The sequence below is a fragment of the Exiguobacterium sp. s160 genome (assembly GCF_018617575.1).
GTDB lineage: Bacteria > Bacillota > Bacilli > Exiguobacteriales > Exiguobacteriaceae > Exiguobacterium > Exiguobacterium aestuarii_A.
The window spans coordinates 28,813-41,898 of sequence record NZ_JACSKK010000004.1 but is presented as its reverse complement, the minus strand read 5'-3'; the positions used below and the strand labels follow the sequence as shown (position 1 = coordinate 41,898).

The following is a 13,086-nucleotide window of genomic DNA, read 5'->3' as shown; positions in this document are numbered from 1 at the left end:
TTAATGCGTTGATCACAAAGGAGTGTACGCAATGGTTGTCACGAATGCCGAAGTACGTTTGACCGAATTGTTCGAAGAGATGGTGTCACTAAGACGCCATTTTCATCAATATCCAGAGCTATCTTTTCAAGAAGTCGAAACTCCGAAGATGATCGCCTCTTATCTCCGCGAACTTGGGATTGAAGTGCGTGAACACGTTGGCGGTAATGGGGTCGTCGGTCGAATCAAAGGCGGTGACGGCCCGACCATCGCGTTACGGGCCGACTTTGACGCGCTTCCCATCCAAGATGTGAAAGACGTCCCGTATCGTTCAAAAGTAAACGGGGTCATGCATGCTTGTGGACACGATGCCCATACAGCGACGCTTCTCGTCCTCGCGAAAGTATTGACCGAGATGGACCTCCCGGGAGATGTTGTGCTTATTCACCAGTTCGCCGAAGAATTGGCTCCTGGTGGCGCTAAGCCGATGATTGAGGACGGCTGTCTCGACAACGTGGATTATATCTACGGTGCGCACATCTGGACACCTCTCCCATTCGGAACGATCGGCGTCAAAACAGGTCCCGTCATGGCGGCAGCCGATCGCTTTGAATTAACCATCACAGGACAAGGTGGACATGGTGCGATTCCGCAACATACAGTCGATGCCCTCATGGTTGCCGTGAACGTGGCGAACCATCTCCAACAAATGGTCAGTCGACGCATCGATCCGCTGGAACCAGCCGTTCTCACCATCGGGACTCTCCATTCCGGTCAAGCGTTCAATGTGATTGCCGAAGAGGCCAAGTTGTCTGGAACCGTGCGTACATTCACTTCAGAGACGCAAGAAAAAATCATCACGGATATGGAACGTATGATCCGTTCTGTCTGCGCTGCGAGCGGTGCCGAGTACGCGCTTGACTATATAAAAGGCTATCCAGCCGTCGTCAACCATATGAGAGAAACAGAATTCGTCCGCCAAAGTGCGAAAGACACCGTCGGCGAAGACGGTGTCATCGAGATGGCACCACTCATGGTCGGAGAAGACTTCGCTTACTATTTAGAACAAGTACCGGGCAGCTTCTTTTTTACAGGAGCTGGGAACCCTGAACTCTCAGCGATTTTCCCTCACCACCATCCTCGTTTCGATGTGGATGAACGAGCGATGTTACACACGGCTCACATTTTGCTAGGCGCTTTACAGCGTACTTGGATGACACATGAAAAAGAGGATTGATGCAATTAGCATCAATCCTCAAGTTGTTGACGAACCAGATTCGTTGCACGACCTGATTCGTTTTCTTTATTTTCTAATTAGAAAAGTCAAGCAACCAAAAGATGGAAAATGTTAAAAACATCAAACATCTCTTTTTTATTTCTATGTAACTTTCTGAATAAATTTACTTGATGTATTGAGAGTGAAACGAACGCGTCATTGTAATATCCCGAGAGAACAGAGTTCCAATCCCCTTAACAAACACAACCCATGAAAAAGTCCCATGTCCATAAGCCTTTCCACTCTTTTTTGTAGAGCTCAATGTAGCGTATGCTTGGTTTTGCTTCCAGTGGAAACCAAGAGTTACTCCAGTGTGAGATGTCCACACTTTTGTTTTGGTAATTAGTCCGTTAGACCCTTTAGTAGCCGTGACATACAAGTTTAATTTAGATGCACCATGCCATTGGCTCTTTGAAAATGTAGTAGTTGCTGCATTGACAGTCTGTGGATTAAATAAATCTAATAAGTTATTGTTTGATTTATTATCAAGAGATACCTCTAAAGGCGATTGAGCTTCAGCAATAAACTGTTCAAACTCTTCGATCGAATCAAAATTCATAACGATTGTATCTGCTGAAATTTCTTCTTCACTGATTGGTTGTAGGTTATTTGAAGATAAAATTGATTGAATTTCTTTTTCTTCAGATAAAGTCTTTGAAGTGGCTATTGCTTCTTGCGCCTCAATAAATTCATATTCGGCAGACGTCATATGATCTAGAACTTCTTTAGGCTCGCTTTCAGCTTTTGGTAATACTGTTCCTCCAAACATTAAAGTTGTTGCTAGAACAGTCGATAGAATTACTTTATTTAGCTTCAATTTTACGTTCTCCTTTTTTTCTGAAAATAATTTTATAAACGAAAAATACAATTGTAGCAGCAGCAGCAACATTAATTGTTTGCCAAATTATATCTAGCATTAATTCCCCTCCTCGCTTCCCTTTCACTATTGTATATCTTATCAATTATTTACCTTTTTTAAAATGCTTTTTTGGAATTTTTTGTTTTTGACCATCTCATGAAAAAAAGACACCCTTCGATAGGGCGTCTTTTTGCTCTAGTATGCCTTTCTCAACGTAATCATCGGCATATTAAATCCATCTTTCAGCTTTAGGATTAGCAATTCGCATCAATCCTCTTCTTTGACTGGTTCTGTTAATTCAGAAACGAGCACTTGGTCAACTCGTTTGCCGTCCATATCGACGACTTCGAAACGAAGACCGTACGCTTCGACCACGTCACCCCGCTTCGGAAAATCACCTAATGCGTAAATGACAAGTCCGGCGAGCGTATGATACGAGTTGCGTCCCTCATCGAAGCGATCGTCCCGAATCTCGAACGTTCGTTTCAAGTCCTCGATCCCGAGTAACCCGTCCGCTAAATAAGATCCATCCTCACGACGAACCACTTCCGGTGTATCTTCTTCAATCATGACTTCTCCGACGATTTCTTCCAAAATATCGAACAGCGTGACCATCCCAAGGAATCCACCGTATTCATCTAAGACGAATGCGATCTCGACACCATTTTTCTGCATCATCTGAAGCACTTGGCTCGCTTCACGTTGTTTTGGCACGATCAGCGGTTGCTTGATGCGCTTTAAAATTTGTGACGGTTCACGCAATGTCGGTAACGTCAAAATGTCACGCACATCGATATATCCGACAAAGTCGTCGAGTGAGTCGCGACCGACTGGTAACTTGTTATGCTTACTCTCGTAAATCGATTTTTTCATGTCGTCCATGTCATCCTCTAAATCGACCCATTCAAGCGTCGTCCGTGGTTGCATGAGCTCATAAATCAATTGATCATGGAACGCAAAGACGCGTTCGACTTGTTGCACTTCTTCATGGGCGAACTGACCTTGCTGAGCCCCCTCAAAGAGAAGCTGTTTAATCTCAAGCTCAGTCTCTCCACTCGTTTGTTCTGCCTTTAATCCAAGGAGTTTGAATAAGAAGAGCGTTGATTTCGATAAAATCCAAATGAATGGGCGCATCAACTTGCTAAATAGATCGAGCGACGGAATGATTGCCATCGTGACTTTTTCAGGCGAGACGAGCGCAATCCGTTTCGGGACCAATTCACCAATGATGAGCGACAGATACGTAATAATCGTAACGACGGCCACATAAGCAACGGTTCCGGCATACTGCGTACTCATTCCGGCTTGTTCAAATGCCGATGCGAGCGGTGCCGAGAAGCGTGCGCCCCCGTATGCCCCGTTAATAATCCCAATCAATGTGATTCCGACTTGAACGGTCGACAACAAATCTGTCGGGTCTTTCGAATAATGAAGCGCAATCTTGGCACTTCGTTTCCCTCGATTTGCTTCAACCTCAAGTTTTGCAGGTTTCGATGAGATGAGCGCAATTTCTGTCATCGCAAAAATCCCGTTCAACACAATCAAAAACAAAACAATCAACAAATCAATCACTATGGAAGAATCCACTTTTTTCATCACCTCAGCTATTTTTAACTAAATCAGGCGAGAATTCTCCCTCCTCTAAGCGTCTCGGGGCGTAGCCCGGCGTAGGTGGGAGATGAATCGCCCGGTCCAACAGTTTGCTCTCCCTGTGACAGATATGACGAACAAAAGTTCGTCATTCCGTCAGATTCTCCTTCCCCCTCCACGGGTATCGGATGAGGAAGACACATCACAATCTTCTGAGGGGAGGAGGGACAGACATGCTGAAAGGCTACACATACCGGCTCCACCCGACGGCGGCACAGGCCGAGTTCCTCATCAAGACGATCGGCTGCGCCCGGTTCATCTACAACAAGCTGCTCGAGGACCGGATCGCCATCCGCGAGGAGGCGAAAACGGGGAGCGGAACGAGACGGAAACCGGCGACACCCGCCTCCTACAAGCCCCTGTTCCCGTTCCTCGCCGAGGCGGACAGCCTCGCGAACGCAAAGCTGAACCTCGACACCGCGTTCACGAAGTTCTTCGCCGGGACGGCCGGCTTCCCGGTGTTCAAGTCGAGACGAAAGGCGCGCGCCTCCTACACGACGAACAACCAGCACGGCACGATCCGCATCGAGGCGGGCAAGGTCCGGCTGCCGAAGGTCGGGTTCGTGCGCTTCACCCAACATCGCCCGTTCGAGGGCGTCATCCGGTCGGCGACGGTGTCGATGACGAGGACGGGCAAGTTCTTCATCTCCATCCTCGTCGAACAGGACGATGCACCATGGATCCCAGCCGAGAACAAGGTCGGGATCGACCTCGGCCTGGAACACTTCGCGGTCATGACGAACGACGCGAGGGTCTCGGAGAAAATCGCAAACCCACGTTTCCTTCGACAATCCGAAGCGAAGGTCAAGAAGGCGCAGCGCGCTTTGTCACGCAAGAAGATCGGGAGCAAGAATCGTGAAAAAGCCAAATTACTTGTGGCCAAGAAACATGAAAAGATTGCCAACCAACGCAAGGACTTCCTTCACAAGCTGTCGAGACGAATCGTTGACAAGAACCAAGTCATCGTCGTGGAGACATTGAAGTCGAAGGACATGATTAAGGATCACAAGGTGGCGAAGTCCATCGGAGATGTCAGTTGGTACGAGTTCGTCCGGCAACTCGAATACAAATCAAAATTCTACGGACGGACGCTCATCAAGGCGGATCAATGGTTCGCATCCACTCAAATCTGTTCCACTTGCGGCGTAAAAGGCGAGAAGAAGGCGATGGATGTCCGTGAATGGACGTGTGCCTGTGGCGCGCATCATGACCGTGACATCAACGCGAGCCTCAACCTGTTGATGTTGGCAAACTAAAACGAATTCCTTCAGGGTGGGAACCACCCGACGAGCTTGGTAAACAACCGTGGCTAATAAAAGTACGATCTTCCCAAGAAGCTCCCACTTCAATTTGCGAAGCAAATAAGTGGCGAGTAGTTCACACCATACTGCTTCATTTTAACAAAAAATCGTTACCAACCTGTACCCGTTTTGCTCGAAAAAATAGCCACTCCTTATGAAGTGGCTTCGTTGACAGCTTGTTTGGCGACGGCTGCGGTCTGAGACTGTTTAAAGAGAATAACTCCGACGAGCAGGACCGTAAGCCCAACGACTTGTCCAGCTGATAATGTAATTTGAGGCATCCCGAAAGCGCCATACAAATCGACGAGTAACGCCCAAATGAGTTGTGAAACGAGGATGAGTGACACGGACAAAGTCGGTCCAAGCAGCTGGATGCTCCGCATGACACAATACACGACACCGACGCCAAGCAATCCACCGAGCCAATAGATGGGTGACACATCACGTAATCCGGAAAGATTGCCTCCGAATAACAGTAACGGAATGATGGATCCGATTAATCCAACGATAAAGACCAACACTGTCGTCGCCCAGGCTCCTAAATTGGTATTCATTTTTGCATTGACCGCTGCCTGGACACTAATGAATGCTCCAGCCACCGCTGAACAGATGATGCCAAAAACCATATAATCTCTCCTCACTCATAAAACATGCCGTTCGCACGTTCCTTCAATCGCTCACTATTTAATATGACAACTTCTTTTCTCGTTCGCGTGACCAATCCTTCATCGACGAACGCCTGCAACGTCCGATTCAAATGACGATAACTCGTTCCAAGCCATTCGGCGACTTCTTTACGCTTCAGTTGACTCATTTCAGCTTGAAACAGCTCGTTACCCGATTCACTAAGGGAAATCAAATAGCCCGCCAATCGTTCTTCAAGTGTCGACATGAGATGGTTGGATGAGGCATTCGCCTCGATGAACAGCTTTTCGGACACCCCACGCAATAGGTGTTCCGTGAATTCGACCGTACGATTATGACGACGAAGTGCCTCAAACGGAATCCGTAAGCAGGTTACCGAACCAACCGCCTCGACAGTATGCAATACGTTACGACCACTCGCATATTCGATGTCTCCAATGAGCGTCGGCGCAGCTTTCAAACGAAGCAAGCGCAACTTCCCTTCTTCACTGAGTGTATAGATTTTGACGCGTCCTTCGAGCACGACGAACAAGGATTCAATATGTTGATTGTTCGAACAAAGCATTGTACCAGATTCATAAGTGACTAAAGAAGAAGCTTCAAGCGTTTCGTTAGAAAAAAGGTGATTCCACTGCAATCGTGTCAGTGCATCCATCATATTCATCATGAGAATTGAACTCCTTACGCGAATGTATAAATTCCGATCCCGACGACCATTAAGACGAGTCCCATGACCTGTCCCGTATTCATCGGCTTCCGTTTGACACCAAACCAGCCATTCAAATCGATGATAAAGGCTCCTATCAATTGCGCCACAAGCAACACGCAGATTGCCCATGTTACACCAAGTTGTTGAATCGCTGTCAGTTCGCCGAAGACGACGAATACACCGAATAGTCCACCTAGACTATAATACCAAGGCACACGTTTGAAGGCCGTCATGTCTGCATCTCGTTTGAAAAAGTAAATGATGAGCGCCAACAGAAGTCCGACAAAATGGACGATTGTGACAGACATCCATGCCCCTACCGCATCTCCTAGTTTGGCGTTAAAGATTCCTTGTAAAGCTATAAACGTGCCAGATAGTATGGCAAATATAATTCCCATGTCATTCCCCTCTCTCTTCGTCTGACTGTACAAAAAGAATGACCGCTTGAATAGGACATATGTCCAAAAATAAAAAGCAACTTCGAATAACCGAAGTTGCTTCATGTGTTTATCCTAGCAATTTGACAAGTTCTTTTCCGACCGCTTCAGAAGACTGCGGGTTTTGACCTGTGACGAGTCGCTCGTCGACTGCCACATTCACTGCCCAGTTGTCGGCTCCTTTGAACTGGCCACCTTGATTGCGTAGTCCCGTCTCAAGTAAGAACGGTACAGCAGAATCGAGTTGCATTTCTTTTTCTTCTGCATCCGTGAATCCTGTCACTTGTTTATCTTTGACGAGCGGTTCATCGTTGCTCAGTTTCACATTGACCAATCCAACTGGTCCGTGGCACACCGCACCGACAATATTTCCACTCTCATAAACGTTACGAATAACGCGTTGTAGCGTTTCATTTTCTGGGAAATCGACGACTGTCCCATGACCACCTGGCAAATAAATTGCGTCATACGACTCGTCTGCGACTTGATCAAGTCGCGCTGTGTCTTTGAGCAACTCGCGCGTATTTAGAATGTCTTCTGACAAACCATCTTCTAAACTATTCGCATCGATTGGCACGTCTCCACCTTCGATACTCGCGACCGTCACTTTGTATCCTTCTTTTTCAAATAACAAGTAAGGCACGGCAAACTCTTCAAGCCAAAGTCCCGTTGCGTGACCATTTGATAATTGATTCGCTGACGTCGTGACAATCAGTACATGTTTCGACATACTCAATTCCTCCTTCAATAATGAACATACGACACTATTGTTCCCGATTCATCATCCGGTAAACCTGATGAACTGCCTCACCGTCATCAGGTAGTTCTTTTTTTGACCTGGTGATTTATTCGTCCTGCCTTTTTTCCACATCCTTTTATACTGTAGATGAATCGACACTTAGACCTATGAAGGGGATATCTCGTATGACGAAACGAATGAATGACTGGGGGGTTCTCATTGTTGTCGCCATCATCATCTTTTTGCTCGTGCTCGGTCAGTCGCCAATCTTCATGTAATCTTCACGGACATTCCTTCACAAACTGTAGTATGATGGCGTTGTAAGCACTTACACTAAAACCGATATGAAAGGATGAAGTTCACTATGTCAGAACGTATTTTCATCAGTCCGGCTAAGTATGTGCAAGGGAAACAAACGATTGATCGCATCGGAGAGTATGTCGCTCACTTCGGTTCAAACGCTTTACTCATCGCGGATGACGTCGTCTGGGAATTGGTAGGTTCGCGTGTGACACATTCACTGCAGGCGAGCAATGTTGAGGCAAAGAAAGCAGATTTTGTCGGAGAAGCATCGAAACATGAGATTTCCCGAATCGCCACAGACGCTAAGGAGAGCGGCACCGCGTTCGTGATCGGTCTCGGTGGTGGTAAGACGCTCGATACGGCAAAAGCGGTCGCAGATGAATTGAATGCGCGCATCGTCATTGTACCGACGATCGCCTCGACAGATGCACCGACGAGCGCACTTTCAGTTATTTACACAGATGAAGGCAATTTCGAAAGTTACCGTTTTTATAAAAAGAATCCAGATCTCGTTCTGGTGGACACCGAGTTGATTGCACAGGCACCGCCGCGCTTCCTTGCATCAGGCATTGCCGATGCTTTGGCGACGTGGGTCGAAGTACGAAGTGTCCTTTCATTCGGAGGAAAGACGATGGCCGGTGGTGTCCCAACACTTGCGGCGGAAGCGATTGCCGAACGTTGTGAAGAAGTATTGTTCACATATGGTATTCAAGCGTATGAAGCCGTCAAAGCAAAAGTCGTCACACCTGCGCTCGAAGCCATCGTTGAAGCCAACACCCTATTGAGCGGTCTCGGCTTTGAAAGTGGTGGTTTGGCTGCAGCCCATGCCATTCACAATGGATTTACCGCGTTAGAAGGGGACATCCACCATTTGACGCACGGTGAAAAAGTTGCATTTGGAACACTTGTGCAACTCGCACTCGAAGGACGTCCTCAAGAAGAATTCGAGCAGTACGTTGCCTTTTATATGGCACTCGACTTGCCGGTCACACTCGAAGATATCAAATTGAAAGATGCGTCTCGAGAAGATATCTTGAAAGTCGGAAAAGCCGCCACGGCAGAAGGCGAAACGATTCATAGCGGTTTTGATGTCACGCCAGAAGAAGTTGCAGACGCCATCATCGCAGCCGATCGATATGCCCGTCTTTATCAAGAGCGGTTATAAAAATAGCGAGAGGAAGCTCACACGGCTTCTTCTCGCTGTTTTTTGGTCGGGATGAACGAAAGGACAATCCCCACCCCCATGCAACTGACTGTCAGGAAAAAGAAAGTCAACTGGTTCATATAGATGATATTCGTGAACTGGTTCCATCCTTCTGCGAAAGACTCGTTCGTAGATAAACGAATTCCTTCCCGAAGAGACGTCGCTTGCGATTGATTGGTCATCCAGGCAATCCCGGCCATGATGAGACTACCCAAACCTAATACGACTCTCCCGATCGGTCGCACGGATGCTGTGACCCGACGTGTCATACGGACTGTAATCCAAATGAATAATAACAAAAACGGCCACCCAATCAAGAGCACGATCCAGTATACATTCCCTTCATTCGGCATTTCCGAATACGGGGTCGTCATCACTTCACCAAGCTTAAAGATTACAAATGCGATCAACGTCACGATAAACCATGCTTTTATTAACTTCTCCATCTCAACACCTCGTCCTTAGTATAGCAAAAACACCGTATGCGTCTGCATACAGTGTTTAGTCTTTCGGGCGGACGACGTAGTAAATCAAAATGACGAGCCACGTCCACACTCCTGTAAAAATTCCGATAATCCCGACGATGAAGAATCCGAGCGGAATCATCGATTTCGTTCGATTGTAGTCCTTCCACATATTCGATAGCCCTTTAATATTAAAGTATAAAAAGGCAAAGAACAGGACGAGCAACAACAGTGGTAATCCAAATAAGACTTCCATTCGCTCACTCCTTTCCACGATCTCATTCGTTATGTTTATTGTATCGGATTTTGACTCCTCGCTTCATCGGACCCAAGCTGTATCCTCATCCGACCTGAGGATGGATAAAATCATCAAGAAAAGGGGAAAAGGAACATCATCTAACCCACGAGGAGGCGTTTTGCCATGAAGTCCCTGCGTATCTTGATTATTTGTCTTCTCTTGTTGCAAGCCTCGCCGGTGACAGCGGCATCATCGTCCCCACAACCAGGTTACACCATCAAAACAACCTATCTATACGGTCGTGCGATGCAATCTTCTGCTGTTTTGAAGACGTTACGAACGAATGTCCCTGTCCGTTACACCATGTATAACCGAAGTTGGTCCAATGTCTATATCGGGAGTACAAAGTACTTCACTCCGACCGCGAACCTGAAAGCCGGTATCCCGAAAATGCCAACGGCCGATCGGTTACGACTCGTCAATAAAACCTATGGGCTCCCGTCCACTTATCGTTCCCCTCAACTTGTGACCTTAACCGTCCCAACTGTTTATCAAAAAGGGAGCGAACGGACACTGATGACAGCGGAAGCCGCTTACGCACTAGCGAAACTGTATTACGCAGGTCGAAAGCAAGGCCATACGTTATACGCACTGAGCGCCTATCGTTCCTATTCGACTCAAAAATCCCTATATACTTACTGGGTCAATACACGCGGGGTCGCATACGCTTCAAAATATGTCGCCCGTCCCGGACATAGTGAACATCAAACCGGTCTAGCGGTGGATATGACAAGTCAACGTATGCGACTAGGGTTATATGCCTCCTTTGACCAATCTCCTGAAGGAAAGTGGATGATTCAAAACGCCCATCGTTACGGCTTTATTGTCCGTTATCCGAAAGGAAAAGAAAAAATCACTGGATATAATTATGAACCATGGCACTTGCGCTATGTCGGGGTAACCGAAGCTACGATGATGAAGCAGAAGAACTGGGCGTTTGAAGAATGGTGGAGCAAACGTTGAGTGAGCATCCTTTTTCAGGCATTTCCCTGTTCACGGTATAATGGAATCATCTTATTCGTATAGGGGGACATGCGGGATGTGGATTGTCATGAATAAACTAGACGTTGAAAAAGGAAAAGTCGATGCGGTCAAAGCGCGTTTCGAGACGACAAAAGGAATCGAAGCGATGGATGGCTTTGTCCGGATGCAAGTGTTGACGGATACGTCCGATGCAGCAATGGACCATGTGGTCATCATGACCACATGGCGGGATGCGGCCAGCTTTGAAAATTGGCGCGACAGCAATGCCTACAAGCACGCCCATAAGAAACGAGATGACGGGACGTCGGAAGTAAAACCGATCGTCCTCGGCAACACCGTGACCCAATATGAGGTCGCGATTGAACACCTCGCCTCAACGGAGCGCGTTTAATAAATCTTGAGGACGGATGATTCCGAGTAGCTTTTCATCTGGACTACCAGTCTCCGTGATCAGGAGGGCGTCGTATCGGGCGCCCTCTTTCATTTGCGTGAAGCAATGTTGTGCCTCGATCACCGTCGCATCTTTTCGAATGAATCGATACCGATGCATATGCGAATCATGATGAAGAACATGCTTCACGCGAACTCCTTTGAGTGATAAGTTGGTTCCGTCGATCGTCTCGGCCAACCAACTGGTCACTCCTTTTTTCGTCAGAAGACCACGCCAAGAGCCGTTGTCGTGATACACGGGAAACTGCGAGTAGTTTTTATCGCGAATCTCTCGGAGCACCTCTGTCAAAAAATCTTCGGACTGAAACGTCACCACTGATTTCGCAAACAATGGGATGACGAGACGTGGATGAAGCAGTTCACGCTCCACCTCTAAAATCAATTCAACGAGCGACTCGTGGGGTTCCGCGATAATGAAATCAGGTTCACGACGCTCATGAACGATGGCATTTCGCAGTTGACTCATCTGATGTAAATCTTCTTTATATCGATCGATGATTGGATTTTGTTTCGCTAACCGATTCACCATGTTGCTAAAACTGAAATGCTGGCCATCTCCCATCTCTCGACTCAAGTAGTCCTCGATTCGATGGTAGGATGCCAAAAATTCTTCAGCACGACTCATGTGACCACCCTCCTTAACGATACATGTATACCCTCTTTTTCATCGTTTCAGCAGGAAACCGTCCATTCATCCCGAATGACATAGAAATCATCTTGATCATCAAGGAGGGCTGTCATGGCGACTTCAGTTCAATCCACATCCCCGTCTTCACAACAGTCGACATTCCGTGCGGGACTTCGAGCAGGTATTCCTGTTGCCATTGGATATATTCCGATTGCCATCGCCTTCGGTCTTTTGGCAAAATCGTTTGATTTGCCAAACGCAATCACGTTATCCATGTCGTTTTTCATTTTTGCCGGTGCTAGTCAGTTCATCACCGTACAATTGCTGATGACCGGTTCGATGTATTGGGAAATCATTCTGACGACGTTCATTCTAAACTCTCGGCATTTCTTAATGTCTGCCTCGCTATCCCAACGGATTGAGAGTACATCTAGAAAACTACTGGCTGCCATTGCGTTCGGTGTCACCGATGAAACGTTCAGTATCGCATCCACCCGAAAAGAAGCACGTTCTGGTCTGTTCGTTCTCGGATTGAATACGATTGCCTTTCTCGCCTGGAATATTGGTACATGGATTGGTGTCTTTCTCGCTTTCGGTCTTCCCGGCACGTTACAGGCGAGCATGGGCATTGCGCTATATGCGATGTTCATCGGGTTACTCGTCCCGTCCTTGACGAATCGCCCTGTCTTCGTTGTTGCGAGTTTCGCCATCATCATGCAAGCGGTGCTTCATTGGATGATCACACCGTTCTTTCCGATTTCAGATGGAATTCGAATCATCATCGCGACTGTCGTCGCAGCCGGAATCGGTGCTTTTCTATTTAAGGAGGGTGAGGTCTCATGATGTCCTTATTTTTGCTCGTCCTAGGGTTGGCGCTTGTCACGTACCTCCCTCGCCTCGTCCCGCTACTCTGGTTAAAAGAATTGGCGTTACCGGCATATATGAAACGATTTCTTTCTTTCATCCCGTATGCGGTATTGGCTAGTTTAATTTTTCCGGGAATCTTATCTTCGACGACCACTACGACGTCCGCCTTGTTCGGAGGAGTGGTTGCTACGACGCTTGCGCTACTCCGCGTCAATCTCGTCGTTGTCGTCATCGGAGCCGTATTCGGTGTGTACGCATTCCAAACCCTATCCTAAAAGGAGCCGCACACGAAG

General features: G+C 47.3%; 16 protein-coding genes. 7 read left to right on the top strand and 9 right to left on the bottom strand.

Going from position 1 to position 13,086, the window contains the following annotated elements; all coding sequences use genetic code 11:
- Positions 1-31 precede the first annotated feature (31 nt).
- Positions 32-1,216: an amidohydrolase gene (locus tag KNO86_RS09800; protein ID WP_214695705.1), complete on the top strand. Its 1,185-nt coding sequence runs from the start codon at positions 32-34 to the stop codon at positions 1,214-1,216.
- A gap of 163 nt (positions 1,217-1,379) precedes the next feature.
- Here KNO86_RS09800 and KNO86_RS09795 read toward each other — a convergent pair whose 3' ends face one another.
- The gene (locus KNO86_RS09795; protein WP_214695703.1) at positions 1,380-2,072 is read right to left on the bottom strand and encodes a hypothetical protein; all 693 of its coding nucleotides are present in this window, start codon (positions 2,070-2,072) and stop codon (positions 1,380-1,382) included.
- Between the two features lie 309 nt (positions 2,073-2,381).
- Positions 2,382-3,710 carry a hemolysin family protein gene (locus KNO86_RS09790; RefSeq protein ID WP_214695701.1) on the bottom strand — a complete coding sequence of 443 codons (1,329 nt, stop codon included), beginning with the start codon at positions 3,708-3,710 and terminating at the stop codon, positions 2,382-2,384.
- Positions 3,711-3,937: 227 nt separating this feature from the next.
- Here KNO86_RS09790 and tnpB point away from each other — a divergent pair, with 227 nt between their 5' ends.
- Positions 3,938-5,020 (top strand): IS200/IS605 family element RNA-guided endonuclease TnpB, encoded by a 1,083-nt coding sequence (tnpB, locus tag KNO86_RS09785; RefSeq protein ID WP_214695699.1) that lies wholly within the window; start codon positions 3,938-3,940, stop codon positions 5,018-5,020.
- A 197-nt stretch (positions 5,021-5,217) separates the two neighbouring features.
- On the opposite strand, the gene KNO86_RS09780 is transcribed toward tnpB, so the two are convergent.
- From KNO86_RS09780 to KNO86_RS09765, 4 genes are all read right to left on the bottom strand, one after another.
- Positions 5,218-5,691, bottom strand: coding sequence for a DMT family transporter (locus KNO86_RS09780; RefSeq protein ID WP_214695697.1), 474 nt, complete (start codon positions 5,689-5,691; stop codon positions 5,218-5,220).
- A gap of 11 nt (positions 5,692-5,702) precedes the next feature.
- Positions 5,703-6,377, bottom strand: coding sequence for a Crp/Fnr family transcriptional regulator (locus KNO86_RS09775; RefSeq protein ID WP_214695695.1), 675 nt, complete (start codon positions 6,375-6,377; stop codon positions 5,703-5,705).
- Between the two features lie 14 nt (positions 6,378-6,391).
- The gene (locus tag KNO86_RS09770) at positions 6,392-6,817 is read right to left on the bottom strand and encodes a DMT family transporter (RefSeq protein WP_214695690.1); all 426 of its coding nucleotides are present in this window, start codon (positions 6,815-6,817) and stop codon (positions 6,392-6,394) included.
- Positions 6,818-6,926: 109 nt separating this feature from the next.
- Positions 6,927-7,586 carry a type 1 glutamine amidotransferase domain-containing protein gene (locus KNO86_RS09765; RefSeq protein ID WP_214695688.1) on the bottom strand — a complete coding sequence of 220 codons (660 nt, stop codon included), beginning with the start codon at positions 7,584-7,586 and terminating at the stop codon, positions 6,927-6,929.
- Positions 7,587-7,959: 373 nt separating this feature from the next.
- Here KNO86_RS09765 and KNO86_RS09760 point away from each other — a divergent pair, with 373 nt between their 5' ends.
- Positions 7,960-9,063: a glycerol dehydrogenase gene (locus tag KNO86_RS09760; RefSeq protein ID WP_214695686.1), complete on the top strand. Its 1,104-nt coding sequence runs from the start codon at positions 7,960-7,962 to the stop codon at positions 9,061-9,063.
- A gap of 17 nt (positions 9,064-9,080) precedes the next feature.
- Here the strand turns inward: KNO86_RS09760 and KNO86_RS09755 are convergent, their stop codons facing one another.
- Both KNO86_RS09755 and KNO86_RS09750 read right to left on the bottom strand, forming a co-directional pair.
- Positions 9,081-9,548: a hypothetical protein gene (locus KNO86_RS09755; RefSeq protein ID WP_214695684.1), complete on the bottom strand. Its 468-nt coding sequence runs from the start codon at positions 9,546-9,548 to the stop codon at positions 9,081-9,083.
- A gap of 55 nt (positions 9,549-9,603) precedes the next feature.
- Positions 9,604-9,822 carry a hypothetical protein gene (locus tag KNO86_RS09750; RefSeq protein ID WP_074036747.1) on the bottom strand — a complete coding sequence of 73 codons (219 nt, stop codon included), beginning with the start codon at positions 9,820-9,822 and terminating at the stop codon, positions 9,604-9,606.
- Positions 9,823-9,987: 165 nt separating this feature from the next.
- On the opposite strand from KNO86_RS09750, the gene KNO86_RS09745 reads away from it, so the two are divergent.
- Together KNO86_RS09745 and KNO86_RS09740 are read left to right on the top strand one after the other, a co-directional pair.
- The gene (locus KNO86_RS09745; protein ID WP_214695682.1) at positions 9,988-10,827 is read left to right on the top strand and encodes a M15 family metallopeptidase; all 840 of its coding nucleotides are present in this window, start codon (positions 9,988-9,990) and stop codon (positions 10,825-10,827) included.
- Positions 10,828-10,903: 76 nt separating this feature from the next.
- Positions 10,904-11,239, top strand: coding sequence for an antibiotic biosynthesis monooxygenase (locus KNO86_RS09740; protein ID WP_074036751.1), 336 nt, complete (start codon positions 10,904-10,906; stop codon positions 11,237-11,239).
- On the opposite strand, the gene KNO86_RS09735 is transcribed toward KNO86_RS09740, so the two are convergent.
- Entirely contained in the window at positions 11,222-11,923 is a 702-nt protein-coding gene (locus tag KNO86_RS09735; RefSeq protein ID WP_214695680.1) for a CBS domain-containing protein, read from the bottom strand. The genes KNO86_RS09740 and KNO86_RS09735 overlap by 18 nt on opposite strands.
- Before the next feature lie 114 nt (positions 11,924-12,037).
- Here KNO86_RS09735 and KNO86_RS09730 point away from each other — a divergent pair, with 114 nt between their 5' ends.
- Entirely contained in the window at positions 12,038-12,769 is a 732-nt protein-coding gene (locus KNO86_RS09730; protein WP_214695673.1) for an AzlC family ABC transporter permease, read from the top strand.
- Positions 12,766-13,068, top strand: coding sequence for an AzlD domain-containing protein (locus KNO86_RS09725; RefSeq protein WP_214695671.1), 303 nt, complete (start codon positions 12,766-12,768; stop codon positions 13,066-13,068). Before KNO86_RS09730 ends, KNO86_RS09725 begins: the two co-directional genes overlap by 4 nt.
- Positions 13,069-13,086 lie beyond the last annotated feature (18 nt).